General features: G+C 69.7%; 21 protein-coding genes and 1 tRNA gene. 12 read left to right on the top strand and 10 right to left on the bottom strand.

Going from position 1 to position 22812, the window contains the following annotated elements:
• The first annotated feature begins 73 nt into the window (after positions 1 to 73).
• The 6 genes from WA675_RS12740 to WA675_RS12715 all read left to right on the top strand — a co-directional run bounded on the left by WA675_RS12740 (position 74) and on the right by WA675_RS12715 (position 4344).
• Positions 74 to 144: transfer RNA gene (locus tag WA675_RS12740), tRNA-Gln, on the top strand.
• Between the two features lie 92 nt (positions 145 to 236).
• Positions 237 to 1727: a bifunctional UDP-N-acetylglucosamine diphosphorylase/glucosamine-1-phosphate N-acetyltransferase GlmU gene (gene glmU / locus WA675_RS12735; protein WP_336084446.1), complete on the top strand. Its 1491-nt coding sequence runs from the start codon at positions 237 to 239 to the stop codon at positions 1725 to 1727.
• Positions 1724 to 2704, top strand: a complete 981-nt coding sequence (locus WA675_RS12730) for a ribose-phosphate diphosphokinase (protein WP_336084445.1) — start codon at positions 1724 to 1726, stop codon at positions 2702 to 2704. Before glmU ends, WA675_RS12730 begins: the two co-directional genes overlap by 4 nt.
• A 97-nt stretch (positions 2705 to 2801) precedes the next feature.
• Complete coding sequence (locus WA675_RS12725; RefSeq protein WP_336084444.1) at positions 2802 to 3296, top strand: hypothetical protein; 495 nt, start codon at positions 2802 to 2804, stop codon at positions 3294 to 3296.
• Between the two features lie 13 nt (positions 3297 to 3309).
• Positions 3310 to 3951: a DUF2461 domain-containing protein gene (locus tag WA675_RS12720; protein WP_336084443.1), complete on the top strand. Its 642-nt coding sequence runs from the start codon at positions 3310 to 3312 to the stop codon at positions 3949 to 3951.
• 51 nt (positions 3952 to 4002) lie between these two features.
• Entirely contained in the window at positions 4003 to 4344 is a 342-nt protein-coding gene (locus tag WA675_RS12715) for a hypothetical protein (RefSeq protein ID WP_336084442.1), read from the top strand.
• On the opposite strand, the gene egtD is transcribed toward WA675_RS12715, so the two are convergent.
• The 4 genes from egtD to egtA are packed head-to-tail and all read right to left on the bottom strand — an operon-like array spanning position 4345 to position 8964.
• Positions 4345 to 5319 carry an L-histidine N(alpha)-methyltransferase gene (gene egtD / locus WA675_RS12710; RefSeq protein WP_336084441.1) on the bottom strand — a complete coding sequence of 325 codons (975 nt, stop codon included), beginning with the start codon at positions 5317 to 5319 and terminating at the stop codon, positions 4345 to 4347.
• Complete coding sequence (locus WA675_RS12705) at positions 5316 to 6329, bottom strand: class II glutamine amidotransferase (RefSeq protein WP_442945614.1); 1014 nt, start codon at positions 6327 to 6329, stop codon at positions 5316 to 5318. The genes egtD and WA675_RS12705 overlap by 4 nt, the downstream gene beginning before the upstream one ends.
• The gene (gene egtB / locus WA675_RS12700; RefSeq protein ID WP_336084539.1) at positions 6329 to 7621 is read right to left on the bottom strand and encodes an ergothioneine biosynthesis protein EgtB; all 1293 of its coding nucleotides are present in this window, start codon (positions 7619 to 7621) and stop codon (positions 6329 to 6331) included. Before egtB ends, WA675_RS12705 begins: the two co-directional genes overlap by 1 nt.
• Before the next feature lie 38 nt (positions 7622 to 7659).
• The gene (gene egtA, locus WA675_RS12695; protein WP_336084439.1) at positions 7660 to 8964 is read right to left on the bottom strand and encodes an ergothioneine biosynthesis glutamate--cysteine ligase EgtA; all 1305 of its coding nucleotides are present in this window, start codon (positions 8962 to 8964) and stop codon (positions 7660 to 7662) included.
• Between the two features lie 123 nt (positions 8965 to 9087).
• On the opposite strand from egtA, the gene WA675_RS12690 reads away from it, so the two are divergent.
• Positions 9088 to 10266, top strand: a complete 1179-nt coding sequence (locus WA675_RS12690; protein ID WP_336084438.1) for an aminotransferase class V-fold PLP-dependent enzyme — start codon at positions 9088 to 9090, stop codon at positions 10264 to 10266.
• Here the strand turns inward: WA675_RS12690 and WA675_RS12685 are convergent.
• Complete coding sequence (locus WA675_RS12685; protein WP_336084437.1) at positions 10256 to 10819, bottom strand: TetR/AcrR family transcriptional regulator; 564 nt, start codon at positions 10817 to 10819, stop codon at positions 10256 to 10258. The two genes, WA675_RS12690 and WA675_RS12685, sit on opposite strands and share 11 nt — an antisense overlap.
• A 96-nt stretch (positions 10820 to 10915) precedes the next feature.
• Between WA675_RS12685 and WA675_RS12680 the strand changes: the two genes are divergently transcribed.
• Both WA675_RS12680 and WA675_RS12675 read left to right on the top strand, forming a co-directional pair.
• Positions 10916 to 11605, top strand: coding sequence for a lysophospholipid acyltransferase family protein (locus tag WA675_RS12680; RefSeq protein WP_336084436.1), 690 nt, complete (start codon positions 10916 to 10918; stop codon positions 11603 to 11605).
• 82 nt (positions 11606 to 11687) lie between these two features.
• On the top strand, positions 11688 to 13331 hold the full coding sequence (locus WA675_RS12675) for a fatty acyl-AMP ligase (protein WP_336084435.1): 1644 nt from the start codon (positions 11688 to 11690) through the stop codon (positions 13329 to 13331).
• A 41-nt stretch (positions 13332 to 13372) separates the two neighbouring features.
• Here the strand turns inward: WA675_RS12675 and pth are convergent, their stop codons facing one another.
• Positions 13373 to 13951, bottom strand: coding sequence for an aminoacyl-tRNA hydrolase (gene pth, locus WA675_RS12670; protein WP_336084434.1), 579 nt, complete (start codon positions 13949 to 13951; stop codon positions 13373 to 13375).
• A 21-nt stretch (positions 13952 to 13972) separates the two neighbouring features.
• A complete protein-coding gene (locus WA675_RS12665; protein ID WP_336084433.1) occupies positions 13973 to 14596 on the bottom strand; it encodes a 50S ribosomal protein L25/general stress protein Ctc in 624 nt (207 codons plus the stop codon).
• A gap of 535 nt (positions 14597 to 15131) precedes the next feature.
• Here WA675_RS12665 and WA675_RS12660 point away from each other — a divergent pair.
• Positions 15132 to 16766: a peptide chain release factor 3 gene (locus WA675_RS12660; RefSeq protein ID WP_336084432.1), complete on the top strand. Its 1635-nt coding sequence runs from the start codon at positions 15132 to 15134 to the stop codon at positions 16764 to 16766.
• A 28-nt stretch (positions 16767 to 16794) separates the two neighbouring features.
• On the opposite strand, the gene WA675_RS12655 is transcribed toward WA675_RS12660, so the two are convergent.
• The gene (locus WA675_RS12655) at positions 16795 to 17370 is read right to left on the bottom strand and encodes a nuclear transport factor 2 family protein (protein WP_336084538.1); all 576 of its coding nucleotides are present in this window, start codon (positions 17368 to 17370) and stop codon (positions 16795 to 16797) included.
• 241 nt (positions 17371 to 17611) lie between these two features.
• Positions 17612 to 18484, bottom strand: coding sequence for an Abi-alpha family protein (locus WA675_RS12650; protein WP_336084431.1), 873 nt, complete (start codon positions 18482 to 18484; stop codon positions 17612 to 17614).
• A 285-nt stretch (positions 18485 to 18769) separates the two neighbouring features.
• Between WA675_RS12650 and WA675_RS12645 the strand changes: the two genes are divergently transcribed.
• Positions 18770 to 20137 (top strand): hypothetical protein, encoded by a 1368-nt coding sequence (locus WA675_RS12645; RefSeq protein WP_336084430.1) that lies wholly within the window; start codon positions 18770 to 18772, stop codon positions 20135 to 20137.
• Positions 20128 to 20964, top strand: coding sequence for an Abi-alpha family protein (locus tag WA675_RS12640; protein ID WP_336084429.1), 837 nt, complete (start codon positions 20128 to 20130; stop codon positions 20962 to 20964). The genes WA675_RS12645 and WA675_RS12640 overlap by 10 nt, the downstream gene beginning before the upstream one ends.
• Here WA675_RS12640 and WA675_RS12635 read toward each other — a convergent pair.
• Complete coding sequence (locus WA675_RS12635) at positions 20961 to 22751, bottom strand: ABC-F family ATP-binding cassette domain-containing protein (protein WP_336084428.1); 1791 nt, start codon at positions 22749 to 22751, stop codon at positions 20961 to 20963. The genes WA675_RS12640 and WA675_RS12635 overlap by 4 nt on opposite strands.
• Positions 22752 to 22812: the final 61 nt, after the last annotated feature.

The raw sequence follows: 22812 nt of genomic DNA, 5'->3' as shown, positions 1-22812 counted from the left end.
GGCCGGGACGTGTGCGAGGATCACTGCGTGCCGTAGCACAGTGGTGGGCCCGGGTGGCCCACTGGTGTGGCGATCCGCCGTAGTGTAATGGCAGCACCTCTGATTTTGGTTCAGATAGTTCAGGTTCGAGTCCTGGCGGCGGAGCACACACGGACACAGTGACGTATCGTCGGCCCGCACCATCACCGACCGAACCCGCCACAGCACGCTCGCTGGCAGGCAGCCGAGGGAGATCCATGTCACCGCAGACCGCCGTCGTCGTTCTCGCAGCCGGGGCTGGGACGCGAATGCGGTCGAAGACGCCGAAAGTGCTGCACCCCTTGGCCGGGCGCTCGATGCTCTCGCACGCGCTGCACGCCGCGGCCGAGATCGAGCCGACCCACCTGATCACCGTGGTCGGCCACGATCGGGAGAAGGTCGGCGCCGCCGTCGCCGCGGTCGGCAAGGAACTCGACCGCGACATCGTGTGCGCCGTGCAGGACCAGCAGCTGGGCACCGGGCACGCCGTGCAGTGCGCGCTGAGCGCGGTCCCCGCGGACTTCACCGGCGATCTGCTCGTGACCTCCGCCGATGTACCGCTGCTGGACGGGCACACCCTGTCCGCGCTGCTCGACGAGCACCGCAGCTACGCCGACCGGCCCGCCGTCACCGTGCTGACCTTCGTCCCCGACGACGCCAACGGCTACGGCCGGATCGTGCGCGACGCCGACGGCCAGGTCGCCGAGATCGTCGAGCACGCCGACGCCACCCCCGAGCAGGCCAGGATCAACGAGGTGAACTCCGGCGTCTACGCCTTCGACGCCTCGGTGCTGCGGACCATGATCGGGCGGCTGTCCACCGCCAACGCCCAGCACGAGCTCTACCTCACCGATGTGCTGCGGCTGGCGCGCGAGGCCGGTCATCCGGTGCACGGCGCGCGGCTGGTGGACTCGAACAAGGTCACCGGGGTCAACGACCGGGTGCAGCTGTCGCAGGCGGGGGCCACGCTCAACCGCTACATCCTGGAACGGCACATGCGCGCCGGGGTGACCATCATCGATCCGGCCACCACCTGGATCGACGCGAGCGTGCGGATCGACCGCGACGCCGTGCTGCGCCCCGGCACCCAGCTCTTCGGCTCGACCCACATCGGCGAGGACGCCGAGATCGGCCCGGACACCACGCTCACCGACGTGGTCGTCGGCGCGGGCGCCAGCGTGATCCGCACGCACGGCTCCGGTGCCGAGATCGGCGATGGCGCGACCATCGGGCCCTACAGCTACCTACGCCCGGGCACGGTGGTCGGCACCGAGGGCAAGCTGGGCGCCTTCGTCGAGACCAAGAACGCCTCGATCGGGGCCCATTCGAAGGTGCCGCATCTGACCTACGTGGGCGACGCGACGATCGGCGAGTACAGCAACATCGGCGCGTCGAGCGTTTTCGTCAACTACGACGGTGTCGACAAGCATCACACCGTGGTCGGTTCGCACGTGCGGACCGGCAGCGACACCATGTTCATCGCTCCGGTCACCGTGGGTGACGGCGCCTATACCGGAGCGGGTACTGTACTGCGCAGGAGCGTTCCACCAGGGGCACTGGCCGTGTCGGGTGGGCCACAGCGCATCATCGATAACTGGGTGCAGCGTTACCGTCCGGGAACCGCTGCGGCGCGCGCGGCGGCGGAAGCCCTCGCGACAGACGAGACGTCGAACAAGGCAACCGAGCAAAAGGATGGCAACCAGCAGTGACCGCGTTCTCGATCGACAACCAGAAGAACTTGATGCTCTTCGCCGGCCGGTCGCACCCCGAGCTGGCCGAGCAGGTCGCCAAGGAACTGGACGTCGACATCACCCCGCAGACCGCGCGTGACTTCGCCAACGGCGAGATCTTCGTGCGGTTCGAGGAGTCGGTCCGCGGTTCCGACGCCTTCGTGCTGCAGAGCTTCCCGGCCCCGCTGAACCAGTGGCTGATGGAACAGCTCATCATGATCGACGCGCTCAAGCGCGGTTCGGCCAAGCGGATCACCGCCGTGCTGCCGTTCTACCCGTACGCGCGCCAGGACAAGAAGCACCGCGGCCGCGAGCCCATCTCGGCCCGTCTGGTCGCCGATCTGCTCAAGACCGCGGGCGCCGACCGCATCATCACCGTCGACCTGCACACCGATCAGATCCAGGGCTTCTTCGACGGCCCGGTCGATCACATGCACGCGCTGGTGCAGCTCTCGGAGTACATCCGCACCAACTACCCCTCCGACAACCTGGCCGTGGTCTCCCCCGACGCGGGCCGCGTGAAGGTCGCCGAGAAGTGGGCCGACGCGCTGGGCGGCACGCCGCTGGCGTTCATCCACAAGACCCGCGACCCGCTGGTACCCAACCAGGTGAAGTCCAACCGCGTGGTCGGTGACGTGGAGGGCCGCACCTGCGTGCTGATCGACGACATGATCGACACCGGTGGCACCATCGCGGGCGCGGTCAAGGTGCTGAAGGAAGCCGGTGCGGGCGATGTCATCATCGCGGCCACCCACGGCGTCCTGAGCGACCCGGCCGCCGAGCGCCTGGCCAACTGCGGTGCGCGCGAGGTCGTCATCACCAACACCCTGCCGATCAGCGAGGACAAGAAGTTCCCGACGCTGACCGTGCTGTCGATCGCGCCGCTGCTGGCGCGCACCATTCGCGAGGTCTTCGAGAACGGCTCGGTCACCGGGCTGTTCAACGGCAACGCGTGAGTTGAGTTCCATCGAACGGCCCCTGGCATCCGCCGGGGGCCGTTTCGGCTTTCGCGTGGTAGTCATGGAGGTCTACGCGAGACGAGGGGGAGATCTGATGGACCAGGAACCGGAGCGGCCGGTCGAACTGGGGAAGGAACGTGTTCAGGACGCGGCCGAGCCGGTGGTTCCGCCGCCGCCGGTGCGGCCCGATCAGCAGTGGCCCGGGGTGGAGAGCGCGCCCGCGCAGCTGCCGCCCTATCCGCCGCCCGCGCCGCAGCCGATGTTCCCGGCGCCGGGGTATCCGCGCGGGCAGTACGGGGTGCCGCCGCCCACGCCGCCGCAGCCGTTGCCGCCGCGCTACGGCTATATCGACACCACGCCGATCTGGTCGATCCTCAGTTTCTGCTGTGTGGCCGCTTCGTTCCTCGGCGGGGCGCTGCTGTGCGGGGTGCCGATGCTGGTGACGGTGCCGACGGGCGTGGTCCTCGGGATCATCGGGCATACCCAGGACGAGAAGCTGGGTAAATGGGCGGCCACGGCCAACGCGGCGGTCGGTGTGCTGGCCGCCCTGGCCGTAGTCGTGTTCGTGGCCGCGCTCAATGGCGCGTGAGCTGGGAGGTCTGATGGCGTTCACCGGGTTTCCGCTGGCCGGACTCGACTTCTACGAGGATCTCGAGGCCGATAATTCCAAGGCGTTCTGGTCTGCGCGCAAACAGACCTACGACGAGGCGGTGCGCGCGCCGATGATCGCGCTCACCGCCGAGCTCGCGGCCGAGTTCGGCGAGGCCAAGATCTTCCGGCCGTACCGTGACGTCCGGTTCTCCGCCGACAAGTCCCCGTACAAGACCCATCAGGGCGCGGTGGTCGGGGTGGCGCCGGGCGTCGGCTGGTATGTGCAGATCGGGGCGGCCGGGCTGCTGGTCGGGGGTGGTTGTTTCATGCCGTCGCCGCCCGCGCTGGCCACCCTGCGCGCCACCATCGACGACGAGGTGCGCGGCGCCGAGCTCGCGAAGATCCTCGCCGCCACCACGGCAGCGGGCTTCCAGATCGACGGCGAACGACTGAAGACCAAGCCCAAGGGCTATTCCGCCGATCACCCACGTATCGAGCTGCTGCGGCACAAGTCGCTGGTCGCGCGCCGCGAATTCGGCGCACCGGACTGGCTGACCACCCCGGCCGCCGCCAGCGAGATCCGTCGCGCGTGGACCGAACTGCGCCCGCTCGTGGAGTGGTTCGGCGCGATCTTCGAGGGTATCGAGCACTGAGCCACGGCCGTGGTCCGTGACGCGTGCACGGTCGAGGCAGATACTGGACTCATGAGCCGTGAACCGTTGGACATGGACATGGGCGATGACGATCAAGCCGACGACATCGTCGAATACGAGCGGTACGTGGAAGACCCGCCACAGGACTACGTGATCCGCAATCACGAGGCCGACGCCGACGGCTTCCTTGGCATCGACGAGGAGATGTCCCAGGAATGGACCGAGACCAGCGCCGCCCGCGCCGCCCTCGAACAGGACGAACGCCCCGCCGAGGTGGCCGCGGTCCGGGTGGTCGGCGAGGACGGCGTCGACGGCGACCTCTACGACAACGACAATGACAACGACGAGGACCGGATCAGCGGCGAAGACCTCGCCGACGAGCTCGACCTCTGACTACCGTCGCCGTTCGGCCAGGAACAGGGCGAAGCGGCTGTCGGGGTCGGTCCAGGTGTGGGTGGGGGTGAAGCCTGCGGTGGTGAGTTCGGTGCGGAGGGTGTCGGGGTGGAATTTGGCGGAGATCTCGGTGCGCATTTCCTCGCCCTCGGCGAAGTCGACGGTTAGGTCGAGGTCGGGGATGGTGGCGGTCATTGCGGTGGTGGCGCGCAGTCGCATCTCGATCCACTCGTTGGTGGGGTCCCAGATGGCGACATGGGCGAAGTCGTCCGGGACGAAGTCGGCGCGGAGGCGGTGGTTGAGGACGTGCAGGACGTTGCGGTTGAACTCGGCGGTGACGCCCGCGGCGTCGTCGTAGGCGGGGACGAGCACGGCCGGGTCGATGACCAGGCCCGCGCCGAGCAGTAGTAGTTCGCCGGGTTCGAGGACCTCGGTGATGTCCGCCAGGAATTCGGCACGTTCGGCGGGGACCAGGTTGCCGATGGTGCCGCCGAGGAAGGCGATCATGCGGCGGCCGCCACGGGGCAGGTTGTGCAGGGTGTCGGTGAAATCGCTGACCACCCCGTGCACAGCCAGGGTGGGGTACTCGGCGGCGATCTCGGTGGCGGCGCCGCGTAGTGCGGCCGCTGAGACATCCTGCGGGACATAGGTTTTCAGTGACCCACCGGCGGTGAGCGCGTCGAGCAGCAGCCGGGTCTTGGCCGCCGAGCCCGCGCCGAGTTCCACCAGTACCTCGGCCTGGGCGGCGGCCGCGATCTCGCCGACGACGCGTTCGAGCAGGGCGCGTTCGGTGCGGGTCGGGTAGTACTCGGGCAGCTCGGTGATCCGCTCGAACAGTTCACTGCCGCGCGCGTCGTAGAACCACTTGGGCGGCAGCGATTTCGGGGTGGCGGTGAGACCGGCGCGGGCGTCGGCGCGCAGGGCCGCGGCGAGATCGTCGTCGGTGAGGTGGATGTCCAGCAGCGGCGCGGTCATGAACGGACCCTTTCGGTGACGGGGAGTTCGAGATCGGTGATGGTGCAGGCGCCGGGGGCGGCGGCCACGATCTGACGGTCGGCGATCGGCTGCCAGCGCGGGTCGTCGTCGTAGGGTTCCGAGGCGAGCACGGTGAAGTCGTCGGCGACGAGGACCGACAGGGCATGCCAGCAGGTGGTCGCCCAGAGATGGTCGCCGTCGCCGAGCAGCAGGTTCAGGCGGGCCGCCGGTTGGTGGTGGCGGACGGTGGTGACGAGCAGGCGCAGAGCGTCCGCTGGGGAGGTGATCGGGCCGACGGGGTGGATCGTGGTGAGCAGGCCGCGCAGGAGGACCCACAGCGCGGCCGAGTCGGTGAGCGCCTCGGCCTCGAGCAGCACCGCCGCCGAGCCGAACAACGCCGCACCATCATGCCGCACCGGCCGTTTTCCGAGCGTCGGAGCGAGCCTCGCCCCGACGGCGCGGTCCACCATCCCGGCATCATCACCGGTCGGCGGACCGCCACTGCCTACACCTACCGGTGTATCGGCGACGACAGGCGCTCCGGCGCCCGATGCGCCGACGTCCGGCCACTCGGGACCGACGACCGCGTTCAGGTCGGCGAGGACGGCGAGCAGAGTGGGGCGCCAGTCGGGGACGACGCCGTTGTGGCTGAACGCCCAGTGTTCGTCGGTGAAGGGGGCGCAGGCGGCACGTTCGATCGGCATGCCGACGGTGGCCGAGCGGACCGAGGCCAGCACCGAACGGGATTCCAGCTGACCGAGGACCTCGGCGACGGCGGGATCGGTCCAGATGGGCGCGGCATTGCGGTAGCGGGTGACCGCGTCGCGCACGCCGTCGAGGCCCACCTCGGCGCGGCGCCACCAGGCGACACCGAAGCCGTCGGCATTGATGGTGCCGCCGCCGCGCATATCGGCGGGTGCCCAGGACTGGACGAACAGTGAACGTGGTCCGCGCAGCACGAGTTCGCCGACACTGACCGGGGGGCCCACGTAACCGAGATGACGGCACATCAGCGTTCGTCCCCGCGCAGATCCCGGGCCAGCCGGAAACCGGCGAAGATCTGCCTGCGGATCGGGTGGTCCCAGTTGCGGAAGGTGCCGCGGCAGGCGACCTCGTCGGTGCCGAAGGAGCCGCCGCGCAGGATGCGGTAGTCGCCGCCGAAGAACACCTCCGAGTACTCCCGGTACGGGAACGCGCGGAAGCCGGGGTAGGCCTCGAAACCCGTGGCGCACCACTCCCAGACGTCACCGATGAGCTGGTGCACGCCGGTCGCCGAGACACCCGCCGGATAGGCGCCGACCTCGGCCGGTTCCAGATGCCGCTGTCCGAGATTGGCATGGTGCGCGTCCGGGGTGTCCTCGCCCCACGGGTACCGCCGCGAGGCTCCGGTGGCCGGGTCGAAGCGGGCCGCCTTCTCCCATTCGGCCTCGGTCGGCAGCCGTTTGCCCGCCCAGTTCGCGTAGGCCTCGGCCTCGAACCAGCACACGTGCACCACGGGCTGCCGGGGTCGTAGCGGCGCAACCATACCGAAGGCCCGGCGGGACCACTGCCCGTCCTCGTTCGTCCAGAACTGCGGGGCGACCAGGCCCGCCTCCTGCCGGTGCGCCCAGCCGCGTGCCGACCACAGTTCCGGCCGGTCGTAGCCGCCGTCGGCGATGAACGCGAGGTACTGCTCGTTGGTCACCGGCGCCACGTCGATGGCGAAACCGGGGACATACACCGGATGGGCGGGGCGCTCGTTGTCCAGGGCCCACGGATCGGCCGAGGTCCCCATCAGGAATTCGCCCGCGGGAACGACGACTTCGCCGTCGAGCTGGATCCGCGCGGCGGGTGGCGGCGGCGCCGAGAGCACCGGCGCGCCCAGGCGCAGCTGATGGGTGGCGAGCATGGTCTCGTCGTGCTGCTGCTCGTGCTGGGCGACCATACCGAAGGCGAAACCATTGTCCACCAAGGGATTTCCAGCGAGGTCGCTGACATCGAGGACATCCCAGACCTTCTCGCGCACGGTCCCGACATACCCGCGCGCCTGCTCCGGATTCAGCAGCGGCAGGGTGGGGCGATGCACGCGAGCGTGTTTGAACGCGTCGTAGAGCTCGTCGATATCGGCGCGAACGGCCTCGCGGCCACCGACATCGCGGACCAGCCAGAGTTCTTCCTGATTGCCGATATGGGCGAGATCCCAGACCAGCGGGCTCATCAGCGGCGAATGCTGCGCCGTCAGATCGGCGTCGTCGACGGCCTCGGTGAGCAAGGCTGTGCGCTCACGCGCGCGGTGCAGGACCTCGGCGATCCGGGCGCGCATCCGGTCGCGGGCGGAATGGTCGGCGGGGACGGAAACAGTCACGGGGCGATCTCCGAAACGGGAGGGGCGGCAAGGGCGGAACCGTTGTGCGCGGGCTCGAGCGGACTTCGCCCCGCCCGACATCGGCGCGCGGCCATGGCCAATTCCGCCACGGCGGAATCGGATCGGGCGTGGGCGGTGGCGAGTTCGAGCACGTCGACGGCGGCGCGGCGCAGTTGCGGGTCGGCCAGGCCGTGCCGGGCCGCGGTGGACCACTCCCCCGCCACCGGGGCGGCCAGCGCCGTCGCCTCGGCGACCACCGCGGGCGTCGAGAGCAGCGTGTCGAACAGGTGGATGGGCGTGGTCCAGGTGTCGCCGGGCTGGGTGTCGAGATAGCGGACCTCGAGGTGACCCGACGCGCGGACCGGCGGGAACAGGGTGGTGAGGTGGTAGTCGAGATCGGCGCGGCCGGGACGGCGGCCGACCTCGTCGTCGAGGGCGCCGGTGAGCCAGTCGGCGAAGGTGGCGCCCGGCGGCGGCGACCAGTCCGCGTCGCGCTCGGTGCAGCGCACACACAGCAGTGGCACGTCCAGGGCCCAGCGCGCGTAGGCGGTGATCGGGTCGGTCCAGTCGGCCACCGGCGGCCGCACCCGCGACGGATCCAGCCGCAGCCAGGCCCGCATCCGCTGGGAGGCCCACTCGCCCGGTGGGGCGCCGTGCAGGCGCGGTGAGCAGGCGAAGGCCGCGATCAGCGCGGGTCCGAGGGCGTAGAGGGCGGTCCAGCGCGCGCCGACCTCGTGCGGATCGGCGCCCGCGTCCACGCTGACCTGGGTGGCCGCGGTATTGCACATCATGAGCGTGCCGAAGGGACCAACCCCGGCGAAGCGGCGTTCCATCGCCGCGTATCTGGGCAACCGGAGCACGCGCTGAGCAGGGCGGACCGCGTCGGCGGCGGCGGAGAGGATGCCGATCCGCTGCGCGGCGAGCAGGTCCCGCAAACGGGCCGCATCGGCGCGGAGGTGGTGGGTGAGCGCCGCCGGATCGGCGAACGGGGCGCTGGAGAGTTCGATCTGACCACCGGGTTCGATGGTGACCCTGCTGCCACCGGGCAGGGGGGCCGCGGGCGAGGCCGGGGCGAGGGAGACGGGCGCGTGCGGACCGAGCGCGGACGCCATCAGGTCCAGGGCGGGGCGGGAACCGGTGGGGCCGGTGGTGAGCCACTCGAGTTCCGCGCCGATCAGCCCCGGCGGCCCGAGCTTGAAACACACCCCGCCGACATAGGCCTCCGCGGCTGCCCTGGAGGACAATTCGCCCTGGTCAGGAGCAGAATCGGGCCACGAAGTACGGTGCAGTGTGACGGCCATGCCAACCTCCGCGTGCTGTGGTACTGCCGTGGAATCCTGCGTCTGGTCTTTCCAGAGTAGCGACGGGCACCGACAGGAAAAGTGACGAACCGGCGAACGAATCGCCGCGCTAGGGTCGTCGGCATGATCGATCTCGCCGCCCTCAGAGCCGCCACGCCCGGACTCGACACGGGGCAGGTGTTCCTCGACAGCGCGGGCTCCTCGCTGCCGCCCAGGGTTGTCACCGACACCGTGATCGCCCATCTACGGCGGGAAGCCGAGATCGGTGGCTACCGCGCGGCGAACGAGCGTCTGGACGACCTGGCGGCGGTCAAGACCTCGATCGCGACCCTGATCGGCGCGACCCCCGACACCATCGCCCTCAGCGACAGCGCGACCAGGTCGTGGACCGATTTCGCCTATTCGGTGCCGCTCTCGCCCGGCGACCGGATCCTGATCTCGGACGCCGACTACGCCAGCAATGCCATCGCGGCCCTGCAGCTGGCCGGACGCACCGGCGCGCGGGTCGAGCACATTCCCAGCGACGCCACCGGCCGCCTGGACACCACCGCGCTCGCGAACCTGCTCGACGAGCGGGTCCGGCTGGTCTCGCTGCAGCACGCGCCGACCAACGGCGGCCTGGTGAATCCGGTCGCCGAGGCGACCCGGGTCGCCCACGAGGCGGGCGCGCTGGTGTTGCTCGACGCCTGTCAATCGATCGGCCAGCTGCCCCTCGATGTGGCCGAACTCGGTGTCGACGCGCTCTCGGCGACCGGCCGCAAGTGGCTGCGCGGGCCGCGCGGCACCGGATTCCTGTATGTCCGCGCGGAATTGGCGCGGAGCATGGAACCGGCCCGGCTCGACCTGCACAGCGCCCAGTGGGTGAGCCCGGGAGCGTACCGCCTCGCCGAGGACGCGAGCCGCTTCGAGTTCTGGGAATGCGATGTCGCCGCCCGCCTCGGGCTCGGTGCCGCCGTGGACTACCTGCTCGCGCTCGGCCCGGCGGCGGTCTACGGCGCGGTCGCGGAGCGGGCCGCCTACCTGCGCGCGCTGCTGCCGGAGCTGCCCGGGGTGACCGTGCGGGATCTGGGCACCGAGCACAGCGGCATCGTCTCGTTCACCGTCGACGGCCACGATCCGGTGCGCCTGCGCGACCGGCTCGCCGAGCACGCGGTGACCGTGACGGTGAGCCACGCGAGCTCGACCCTGCTGGACATGACCGGTCGCGATCTGGCCGCGGTGGTGCGCGCCTCACCGCACTGCTTCGTCAGCCCCGCCGACCTCGACCGCTTCGTGGCGGCCCTGGCCGAGCTCACCCGGTAACGAAGGCCAGGTGCTCGTCGACGATCCGCGCCGCGAGTTCGCGCGGATCCTCCTCGGGGGCAACGACTTCCAGCGTGTGATTGGCGGCGACGGTGGCCAGGCCGTGGATATTGGTCCACAGCGCCAGCGCGCGGCGCGGGGCCTGCGCACCCGCACCCGCCGCGGCGACCAGCTCGACGATGCGGCGATACAGCGGCTGGGTGGTGCCGCGCAGGTTCTCCCCCGACCCGGCCAGCAGGTCGTGGCGGAACATGAGCGTGAACATCTCCGGCCTTGTCACCGCGAAATCGACGTAGACCAGCGCCATCGCCCGCAGCCGGGCGGGCGGGTCGGCATCGGGGGCCGCCCGCGCGAACCGCGCGATCAGGTCGGCGAACCCCCGGGCGGCGATGGCGGCGAGCAGCGCCGCGTGGGTCGGGAACCAGCGCCGCGGGGCACCGTGCGAGACCCCGGCGGCCCGGGCGATGGCCCGTAGACCGAGCTGGCCGACCCCGTCGCGTTCGAGCAGCTCGACACCGGTATCGATGAGGCGCTCGCGCAGCGGTTCGGGCATACGGGCAATTCTGCACCGCCCGCGGTGGCCTGCGCGGTAGCACCCGTAGACAGTGTCTACTAGGGTTCGATAGACACTGTCTACACCGGAGGAATCATGTGGTACCCGCTGTGCAAGTACGTCCTCATCGGCCCGCTGCTGCGTCTGCTGGGCCGCCCGCGGGTCGAGGGTCTCGAACACATCCCGCGCACCGGACCGGTGATCATCGCCGCCAATCACCTCGCCTTCATCGACTCGCTCTACCTGGCGCTGGTCATCCCCCGCCCGCTCACCTTCCTGGCGAAACAGGAGTACTTCACCCGCCAAGGGCTGCGGGGACGGCTGCAGCGCTGGTTCTTCACCGCCGCCGGTCAGGTGCCGGTGAACCGCACCGGCGGTGACGCGGCCGCCGACGCGCTGGCCGCCGCCACCCGCATCGTCGAATCCGGTGGGGCGTGGGCAATTCACCCCGAGGGCACCCGGTCGGCCGACGGCAGGGTCTATCGTGGACGGACCGGGGCTCTGCGCGTCGCGATGGCGACAGGGGCGCCGGTGGTACCCGTGGTGCTCGACGGGACCGACCGCATGAATCCGCGCGGCCGGAAACTGTTGCGTTCCACCAAGGTGCGCATCACTGTCCAACCGGCGCGACGCTATCCGGCAGCCGAGCATCGCGCCCAGGTCAGAGCGGCAACCGACCAGCTGATGCGGGAGATTGCGGCACAATCGGGTAGACCATATGTGGACCGTTACGCTGCCACCTTCGCCGTCGAGAAACGTGCGGTGGAGGGTGTTCGCCGGGGTTGAGTGGGGTTAACACCGAGGGCGCGGGGCGGGATTTGTTGGGAGCAGGGCCGTAACCGATCGTTGGCGCAAAGGGAGTCCGACGTTGAGCAGGTTCACCGACGAAATGTTTGCCACAGCGTTGACCAGTCCACGCGGACTGGTCACCGGAGAACCGGATGTGCCGGTGCGGCAGACCTGGGGGGAAATCCATCGGATAGCGCGGCGGATGGCCGGTGGGCTCGCGGCCGCCGGGATCGGGCACGGCGACGCGGTGGGCGTGCTGGCCGGGCTGCCCGTCGATATCGCCCCGGTCTGCCAGGCCATCTGGATGCGTGGCGCCTCGATCACCATGCTGCACCAGCCCACCCCGCGCACCGACCTGGCGGTATGGGTGCGCGACACCGAGACTGTGCTGGACATGATCGACGCGAAGGCGGTCGTGCTCGGGGCGCCGTTCGCGGCCGCCGAGCCCGTTCTGCGCGAGCGCGGCATCATCGTGGTCCGGATCGAGGACCTGAACGAGGGCCCCGATACCGACCCGGTGGCCACCGGCGAGAGCGATATCGCCCTGCAGCAGTTGACCTCCGGGTCGACCGGCTCGCCCAAGGCGGTGCGGATCACGCACGGCAACTTCTACGTCAACGCCTACGCCATGTTCAATCGCGTCAAGTTCCAGACCGACGACGATGTGATGATCAGCTGGCTGCCGCTGTTCCACGACATGGGCATGGTCGGATTCCTCAGTGTGCCCATGCAATTCGGCGCCGAAGTGGTGTGCGTGACCCCGCTGGACTTCCTCGCCCGGCCGCTGCTGTGGGCCGAGCTCATCGCCAAGTACCGCGGAACCGTCACGGCCGCACCGAATTTCGCCTACTCGCTGCTGGCGCGGCGGTTGCGGCAGGCCGATCCGGGCACCATGGACCTGTCCAGCGTGCGCTACATGTGGAACGGCGCCGAACCGGTGGACCCCGACACCATGATCGCGCTGGCCGAGGCGGGCAAGGAGTTCGGGCTCAATCCCATGGCGCTGACCCCCGTCTATGGCATGGCCGAGACCACGCTGGCGGTGTCCATCCCCGATCCCGGCCACGGACTCGTGCTCGACGTGATCGACGCGGACCTGCTGGAGGCGGTGGGCAAGGCGGTGCCGGTGGCCGAGGACGGTCACCACGGCACCCCGCGCCGTTTGCCGACGCTGGGCCACCTGGTCGACGATCTGGAGGGCCGGGTGGTCGACGCCGAGCGCCAGCCGCTGCCGGTGCGTTCGGTGGGCGTCATCGAATTGCGCGGCCCCGCGGTGACTTCCGGCTATGTCACCGTCGACGGGTTCCGCCCCGCCCAGGACGCCGACGGCTGGCTCGACACCGGCGACATCGGCTACTTCACCGACGCGGGCCTGATCGTGGTGTGCGGCCGGATGAAGGACGTCATCATCATGGGCGGCCGCAATATCTACCCGACCGATATCGAACGGGCCGCGATGCGGGTGGCCGGTGTGCGCCCCGGCAACGCGGTGGCGGTGCGCCTGGACGCCGGTGAGAAGCGCGAGAGCTTCGCGGTGGTGGTCGAGTCCAACGACTACCAGGAGCCGGACGAGGTGAAGCGCATGGAGCGCGAGATCGTGCACGAGGTATTCGCCGAGGTGGGCGCCCGCCCCCGCACGGTAGCCATCCTGGGCCCCGGCGCCCTCCCGAAGACCTCCTCGGGCAAGCTGCGCCGCGCGGCCACGGCGGTCCACCTGCGCTGAGACGCGTTCGGCGCGTCCGGATCACCGGACGCGCCGAACGGTCAGTGCAAGTTGTTCTGGGCTGCTTCGAGCCCGACTTTGAGCAGCAGCTCCACCGCGTCGGCGGCCTGCTCGACGATCACCGGCACCTCTTTACGCTCCGGCGCCGCGAACGGCTTGAGCACGTAATCGGCCGGATCCTGCCGCCCCGGCGGACGGCCGATACCGATCCGGGTGCGCAGATAATCCTTGGTGGTCAACGCCTGCGAGATCGACCGCAGCCCATTGTGTCCACCCTCGCCGCCGCCCTGCTTGAGCTTGATCGTGCCGAACGGCAGATCGAGTTCGTCGTGCACCACGATCACCTGGCCGACGGGCACCGAGAAGAACTTGGCCAACGCGGCCACCGGGCGCCCGGACAGGTTCATGTAGGTGCGCGGCTTGGCCAGCAGGATCTGGCGGCCGTCCAGGCGCGCCTGCAGCAGGTCGGCGCCGGACTTCTTGTGCTGGGCGAAACGGCCGCCGATGCGCTCGGCGAGCACATCGGCGACCAGGAAGCCCACATTGTGGCGGGTGCGCTCGTACTCGGGACCGGGGTTACCCAGTCCGACCACGAGCGCGGGCCCGGAAGATTCGGTCACGACCGAACCGTAGCAGCGGAATTACTCGGCGGACTCGGCCTCGGCCTCGGCCGACTCGCCCTCGGCGGCGCCTTCGCCCTCTTCGTCCAGCGCGGCGGCGGACGGCGCGGCGATCACGTTGACGATCAGCGCCTCCGCGTCACCGGCGAGGGTGACACCGGCGGGCAGCGCGATGCTGCCCGCGAGGATCTGGGTGCCCGCCTCGACGCCCTCGACCGAGACCTCGATGGACTCGGGCAGCTTCAGCGCGTCGGCCTCGATGGACAGGGTGTTGGCTTCCTGAGTGACCAGGGTGCCCGCGGCGGCGTCACCGGCGACCACGACGTTGACGTCGGTGGTGACGCGCTCGCCACGCTTGACGATCAGCAGGTCGGCGTGCTCGATGTAGCGGCGGATCGGGTGGACGACGACCGACTTGGTCATGGCCAGCTGCGACTTGCCGTCGACGACCAGGCTCAGGATGGCGTTGGTGCCGTGCTCGCGCAGGATGGCGGCGAACTCACGGGCGTTGATCGCCAGGTGCTGCGGCTCGGCGTGGTGGCCGTACAGCACGGCGGGCACGTTGCCGTCGCGACGGGTACGGCGCGCGGCGCCCTTACCGAACTCGGTACGGACGGCGGCTTCGATGACGTTGGCGTCGGACATGGTGAATGCGCTCCTACGGCTCTTCCGGGCTGGTCATGGGCGACCCATCTACCGGGGTCTGGGTCTACTCGTCGGACGAAGAACGAACGAGGACGGCCACAGAGCCGAGCCGCGTCGATCACGGTGAACACCACAGAGGGCCCACCCTCGCCGAGACAACCCGACAACCATACCCCACCGCCCACCACGAGCTGAAACCGCCATCACCCGCCCACCACAAGCCGAAACCCCCATCACCCCCCACCACGACCCGAAACCGCCATGACCGCTCCTCCCGGCCCCGCACCCGCGACCCCGAGGAGCGGCGGCGCGCAGCGCCGGTCGCGGCCGGGTCGCCGGTCAGCGCTCGAAGCGCATGCGCCGCAGGCGCGAGTCTCGAGCGCTGACCGGCGGCCCCTAGGGGCCGCGACTCGAGCGCGCCAGCGCTCCAAAAACACAGCACCGTTCTGGGCTGCGCACAAATGGGCCGACGTGAGCGAACCAACCCGAGCCTCGTACGCTGGAAAAGCTGCCCACCCCTGCGAAAGGCCCACCCGTGTCCGAGTCCGGAGAGAACGTCACCCCCCGCGGATTGCCCGCCGAGGTGGCGCGCCGCCGCACGTTCGCCGTGATCTCGCACCCCGACGCGGGCAAGTCCACGCTCACCGAGGCGCTGGCGCTGCACGCCAGGATGATCTCCGAGGCGGGCGCCATCCACGGTAAGGCCGGACGCAAGTCGACGGTCTCGGACTGGATGGAGATGGAGAAGGCGCGCGGCATCTCGGTGAGCTCGACCGCGCTGCAGTTCAACTACCGGGTCGCCGGGTCCGACGTCGACAATGTGATCAACCTGGTCGACACCCCCGGTCACTCCGACTTCTCCGAGGACACCTACCGCGTGCTGACCGCGGTCGACGCCGCGGTGATGCTGATCGACGCGGCCAAGGGCCTCGAGCCGCAGACGCTGAAGCTGTTCCAGGTGTGCCGCCACCGTGGCATCCCGGTGATCACCGTGATCAACAAGTGGGACCGCCCGGGCCAGGCGCCGCTGGAGTTGCTCGACGAGATCAGCGAGCGGATCGGCCTGACGCCTACCCCGCTGTTCCTGCCGGTCGGCATCGCCGGTGACTTCCGCGGCCTGCTGCGCCGCGGGCCCGAGGGCGCGGCCGACGAGTACATCCATTTCACCCGCACCGCCGGTGGCGCCACCATCGCCCCGGAGGAGTCGCTGACCCCGGCCGAGGCCGAGGCGCGCGAGGGCGAGGCGTGGACGACCGCCGCCGAGGAGAGCGAGCTGCTCTCGGCCACCGGGCAGGACCACGATCAGGAACTGTTCCTGGCCGGGCAGACCTCGCCGGTCATCTACGCCTCGGCGATGCTGAACTTCGGTGTGCGCCAGCTGCTGGAGACCCTGGTCGCGCTGGCGCCCGCGCCGGGTTCGCGCGCGGACGTGGCGGGCAAGGACCGCGTGACGGGTGATCCGTTCAGCGCCGTGGTGTTCAAGGTGCAGGCGGGCATGGACACCGCGCACCGCGACCGGCTGGCCTTCATGCGGATCGTGTCCGGCGAGTTCGAGCGCGGCATGGTGGTGACGCACGCGCAGACCGGCCGCCCGTTCGCCACCAAGTACGCGCTGACCGTGTTCGGTCGCGAGCGCACCACCGTCGACACCGCCTACCCCGGCGATGTGGTCGGTCTGGTGAACGCGACCGCGCTGGCGCCGGGGCACACGCTGTTCGTGGACAAGAAGGTGGAGTTCCCGCCCATCCCGAGCTTCGCGCCCGAGCATTTCGCCACGCTGCGCGCGCAGAGCGCGGGCAAGTACAAGCAGTTCCGCAAGGCCATCGACCAGCTCGATTCCGAGGGCGTGGTGCAGGTGCTGCGCAACGACGCCCGCGGCGATCAGTCGCCGGTGCTGGCGGCGGTCGGCCCGATGCAGTTCGAGGTCGTCACCGCGCGCATGCAGGCCGAGTTCAATGTGGAGACCCAGCTGGACTTCCTGGCCTTCACCCTGGCCCGGCGCACCGACGCGGAATCAGCGCCCGAGCTGGACCGCCAGCGCGGCGTGGAGGTGTTCACCCGCACCGACGGGGCGATCCTGGCGCTGTTCAGCGACAAGTGGCGGCTGCAGTACATCGAGAAGGAACACCCGGATCTCACGCTGGAACCGCTGGTCGCCACGGCCGACTGAGCCCGTGCGGGCTGTCTGGGTCGGGCGTTCAGGCGGCCGGTGAGCCGGGATTGCGCTCGACCGAGGAAATGTGGTTCTCCCCGGCGATCATGCCCCAGCGGCTCGCGGTCAACCGCAGGCTTGGCAGGTCGCTGAGCGAGAGCACCACCTCGTAGGTGCGTTCGTACCCGGTGTGCGCGATGCGCCAGTGGCCGTCCTCGCAGCGGGTGTAGCGATCGGTGTAGAAGGCCGCGCCGCGCAGGCACATGTTGTGCTCGGGGATGATCACGGTGTCGGCCAGGTACCAGGTGCCGGTGGCCTCGTCACCGTCGACATCGATCTCGGGGTGGTCGCAGCGGTGCTCGGTGATCACGTGCGGGCCCAGGGTGTTGCGCAGGAAGGCCAGGAAGGCCTCGCGCGATTCGAACTGCAGGTACTCGCTGTAGGTGGCGGTGGCCTCGGGGATCAGGGTGTCGGCGAACTCGTCCCAGGACTTGGTGTCCAGGGCCCGCAGATAGCGGAACTTGAGCCTGCTGATCGCGACGATGTCGTCGGGGTGATCCGGCGGACGCTCGATCGGCGCGGGCTGCTCCTCGTCGCCCGCCTCGGGCGGCTGCATGGACATCGGTTCCTCCCCCGTCTCCGGCCCGGCGACCAGGGGCTCGTCGGCGCCGGGCAGCAGCGGTCCGGGGTACGCCTGTGCGGGCGGGACGGTGTCGTCCACGCGCACGTCGGCAGATCCGGTCGGCTGCTCCATGACTCCACGATCCCACCGATTCGGGCACGGGTGCCCGATCTGTATCAGATCGCTATCACTGCCGACACCGGAGCGTGATCTGCCGACCGGTAGGCGCGTGCTGTCTGGGCTACCCGATGGTGAAGCAGGTGCGGCAGAAGTCCTCGCCGAACTCCGACAGGCGCAGGCTCTTGCGCACGATCTTGGGTGCGCGGCCCGCCTTCTTGAGGGCCTCCTCGACCACCGGCTGCACTTCCAGCACCATGTAGCGGCTCAGCACGACCGGATCCTCCGAGGTCAGCGTGAGGCCGAGCCGGTTGAGGTTGATCAGGTAGGAGCGCGAGCGGTCGGGGTAGCGCACACCGGCCTGTTCGGGCACCGAGGTGAGGTCGCCCTGGACCAGCTCCGAGCCGATGCCCAGCGGGCGGTTGGTGCGCACGTCGACCGAGGGCTGCGGGCCGTTGAGCGCCATGAAGCGCAGGATGCGGGCCTCGTCGGGCGCGATCTCGTCGAGGATGCGGTCGTAGGCCGGGTGCACGTCCTCGGTGAAGTACACATCCGCCGAGCGGGCCAGCAGCGCGTCACCGCGGCGGCGCAGGTCGTCGGTGGTGGCCGAACGCAGGTATGGACCGACGGTAATGGCCTGCTGGGACGATCCGTTGGGCGTCGGCACATAGCTGACGATCTCGCGCACCGACCCCTCGGTGACGCCGAGCGCGCTGCGCGCGATGGACCGCAGCGCGTTGCCGGTGCGCTCGGCGATATCGGCCGAGGACTCGCCGTCCAGCGCTGCCTGGGCCAGTTCCTTGGTCACCTCGTAGGTGGTGCCGACCGCCCACTGGCTGCCGCGCACCGCGGTTCCGGCGGCCAGGCCGGCGGCGCGGAACACACCCCTGATCAACCGCGCTTCGTTGCTGATCTGTCGCTGCTCGACGTCCGAGCTGCGTTCGACGGCACGGGTACCGGCGCGGGCCAGGTCCTGTCCGGTCCTGTCGTCTGTCACGTCCTACTCCGAAGTCTCGCCAGGTGAACTTCTCGCCCACAGATTATTGCCCGACCACGCCCCAGGCACAGTGCGGACGATACGGCGCCCCCTGCGGCGCCGATTGTCATCTGCCACGAATTGTGGTGACCGTCATTGTTCCGACTCCGCACGGCGAGTACGGCATTCGGGACACGTTCTGTGACTGATGTCTCAGACACTACCCTGTGGCCTGGGGCACGACGAATGGACCTAGTTCCTCACCTCACAGTAGGGTCACCTCGCCGCGGGGGTGCTAATTTTTGGATGCCGGTGAAGGCGGTGGTCACCGGGTATCGGCAGGAGGGTGTCGTGCTGGAGAGTGTGTTCGGGTTACATCCAACCCTGCTGCTGGAAATTCTGACCATTCCTCTTTTCACAGGAGTAATCGGTTACATCACCAACTGGACCGGCATTTTGATGCTGTTCCAGCCGATCAAATTCCACGGCATCAAACTGCCCGGACTGCGCGCGCTGTTCCCGTTCCTGCCCAAGCGGATCCAGGTGTTGCCGCTGCTCAGCTATGACGGGCGGATCGGCTGGCAGGGCATCGTGCCCTCCCGCGCGGACAAGATGGCCTCGATCGCGGTGGACAAGGGGCTGTCCAAGCTGGGCAGTGTGTCCGACTTCTATCGCGAGCTCGATCCGGAGAAGCTGGCCGAACATCTGGCCGAGGTCGCCGACGCGCAGATCCGCGACATCGTCGAGGTGATCCTGCGCCGCGAGCATCCCCAGCTCTGGTACAACCTGCCGGTCCAGGTGCGCGAGATGATCCATCAGCGGGTGCGCTCGCAACTGCCGGAGATCCTGCGCGAGCTCACCGCCGAACTGGGCACCAATATCGACCAGCTGCTGGACGTGAAGCAGATGGTGATCCGCTACTTCCAGGCCCGCCCGCAGCTGCTCAACCAGCTGTTCCAGGTGCTCGGCGCCAAGGAACTGCGGTTCATGCAGAACTTCGGTTTCTACTTCGGCGCACCCTGCGGTCTGCTGCTGGTGCTGGCCCTGCACACCACCGGGCTCTCGCCGCTGATCGTGCTGCCCATCGGCGGCATCATCATCGGCTGGGTGGTCAACTGGGTGGGCATCAACATGATCTTCGCGCCCGCCACCCCGAAGTGGTGGTGCCCGTGGCGGCAGGGTCTGCTGATCAAGCGCCAGCCGGAGATCACCGCGGGCTACGCGGCGCTGGTGTCCACCGAGGTGGTCACCGTGGCCAATATCGGCGACGAACTGCTCAACGGCCCGCGCTCGGACCGCACGCTGCAGATGCTCGAGGACACCCTGCGCCCGGCCGCCGACCGCGCGCTCGGCCCGGCCCGGCCCGCGGTGAAGTTCATGCTGGGCAGCCGCGAATACGATTCGCTGCAGACCACCCTCACCACCGAGGCGATGACGATCGCGCCGATGGCCTTCGCCGACCCGGAGTTCAACGTCCAGCAGGGCAAACAGGTCAACGAGTACATCGCCCGGCAAATGTCCGCCCTGTCCCCGCACGACTTCGTGGACATGCTGCGTTCGGCGATCAAACAGGACGAATGGTTGCTTTTCGTCCATGGCGGCGCGCTGGGGCTGCTCGCCGGATACGCTCACATCCTGGTCTTCGGAACAGGAGTAGCGACGACATGGATGTAGACAAGACCCCGTCCGCAGAGGTGGTGCGGCGGACGGTGGCGGTTCCAGACACCACCGACAACAGCCGCGGCATGCTGCCGATGTCTCCCGTGCGCACGGTGCGCGCGGCGACCGGCGTCGCCAAGGTGGCGTTCACCGCCGCCTCCGGCATGACGCTGTGGACGCTGGACACCGCGCTCGGCGTGACCGTCACGGTGCTGCGCGGCAGCCTCGCGGGCAACCCGCCCGAGGCGGTCCTCGCCGAGGCCGAAACCGAAGTGCGCGAACGGCTCCGGCACGCGCTTGGCCTGCCGACCAGCGCCGAGTACCACCGCGAGGCGATGCCGACGCTGCGCGAGCAGGGCGCCCAGCTGCTGCGCCTGTCGGCCAGCACGCACGCGGCCCAGCCGGACACCCATCCCGCTTATCCCGGGATCCTGGCCGAGATCACCCCCGACGAGGCGCGCATCCTGCGCTTCCTGCACGTCGACGGGCCGCAACCCTCCATCGATGTGCGCACCGGACGCCAGCGCGCCTTCGGCGGCGAGCGCCTGGTCAGCGGGCTGACGATGCTGGGTGAGCACGCGGGCCTGCGGTTTCCGAACCGCGTCCCGCAGTACCTGCCCAATCTGCGCAGGCTCGGGCTCATCGAGTTCACCCGTGATCCGGTCGGCAATCCGAGCCGCTACCAGCTCATCGAGGCCCAGGAACAGGTCCGCGACGCGCTCAAGCGCGGCTTCGGCACCAAGGTGAGCTACCGCAGCATCCTGCTCACCGAGTTCGGCGCCGACTTCGTGCGGACCTGCCTGCCGACCGTCATCTCGGACGGCAGGGAGACCGCCACCTAGGCCTCGGCCAGCTCAGCCAGCTCCATCCAGCGCTCTTCCGCCGCTTCCTTTTCCGCGACGACGTCCTTGAGTTCGGCGCCGAGGGTCACCAGCTTGTCCGGGTCGGTGGCGGCGTCGGCGAGGGCCTGGTGCAGCTTCTGTTCGCGTTCGTCGAGCTTGGCGATACCGCGTTCCAGGCGCGAGAGTTCCTTGCGCGCGGCGCGGCGGTCGGCCGAATCCGTCGAGGCGGCGGGGGCTTTGGCGGCGCCGGGCTTGGCGGCGCTCGCCTGGCTCGCGCGCCGGGTGAGGTACTGGTCGATGCCGCCGGGCAGGTTGGTGAGCTTGCCGTCGCCGAACAGGGCCCAGGTGGTGTCGCAGATGCGCTCGACCAGGTAGCGGTCGTGGCTGATGACCACCAGAGTGCCCGCCCAGTTGTCGAGCAGGTCCTCCAGCTGCTGGAGGGTGTCGATGTCGAGGTCGTTGGTCGGCTCGTCGAGCAGCAGCACGTTGGGCTCGGCCATCAGGATGCGGGTCAGCTGCAGGCGGCGGCGCTCGCCACCGGAGAGGTCGCCGACCGGGGTGCGCTGGCGGGCCGGGGTGAAGCCGAGGCGTTCGGCCAGCTGGCCCGCGGAAATCTCCTTGTCGCCCAGCATGATCCGGTTGGCGATCTGCTGCACGGCCTCGAGCACCCGCATATCGGTGGGCAGGTCGTCGAGTTCCTGGCGCAGCCAGCCGATCTGGACGGTCTGGCCTTGGATGCGCTTGCCCGTCACGGGGTCCACGTCACCGGCCAGCGCGCGCAGCAGCGTGGTCTTGCCGGAGCCGTTGACCCCGACCAGACCCACCCGCTCGCCGGGGGCCAGCCGCCAGGTGAGGTCGCCGACCAGCTCGCGGCCGTCGGGGGTGGCCAGGGTGGCGTCCTCCAGCTCGATCACCACGCGGCCCAGGCGCTTGCGCGCGAAGGCGGCCAGCGAGACCGCGTCGCGCGGCGGCGGCACATCGGCGATCAGCGCCTCGGCGGCCTCCACGCGGTAGCGCGGCTTGGAGGTGCGGGCCTTGGCGCCGCGGCGCAGCCAGGCCAGTTCCTTGCGGGCCAGGTTCTGGCGGCGGGCCTCGGTGGCGTCGGCCTGGCGGGCGCGTTCGGCGCGGGCGAAGATCCAGTCGCCGTAGCCGCCCTCGTAGGTCTCCACCTTGCCGCCGACGACCTCCCAGGTGCGGGTGGCGACGGTGTCGAGGAACCAGCGATCGTGGGTGACGACCACCAGCGCGGTGCGCCGGGCGATCAGGTGCTGGGCCAGCCACTGCACGCCCTCGATGTCGAGGTGGTTGGTTGGCTCGTCGAGCACCAGCAGGTCCAGTTCGCGCACCAGCGCGGCGGCCAGGGCGACGCGGCGGCGCTCGCCACCGGAGAGATTGGTGACCGGGGTGTCCAGGCCCAGATCGGCGATGCCGATGCCGTCGAGCACCGAGCGGATGCGCGCGTCGGCGGCCCATTCGTGCTCGGCGATGTCGGCGGTGGACAGGTCGTCGGAGAGCCCGGCGAGAACGACCGAGCCGATGGTGGCGCCCTCAGGCAGCACGCCACGCTGGGTGACCACCGCCATCCGCAGCCCGCCGACCCGGCTGACCCGGCCGCTGTCGGGTTCCTCCAGCCCGGTCAGCACCTCGAGCAGGGTGGTCTTGCCGCCGCCGTTGAGGCCGACGACGCCGATCCGCTCGCCCGCGTGCACACCGAGCGAGACGTCGTCCAGCAGGGGCTTCACGCCGAAGCTCTTGGAGACCTGTTCGAGGTTGATCAGGTTGGACATGGGGGTAGCTCGCCCGCCTTCCACGTGACTATGGGGCCGTGACGAGCCTACTTGCCCGGTC

The organism is Nocardia sp. SSK8, assembly GCF_037034205.1.
Classification (GTDB): domain Bacteria; phylum Actinomycetota; class Actinomycetes; order Mycobacteriales; family Mycobacteriaceae; genus Nocardia.
The sequence above is the reverse complement of the archived record's forward strand: the minus strand, read 5'-3'. Positions and strand labels throughout refer to the sequence as shown.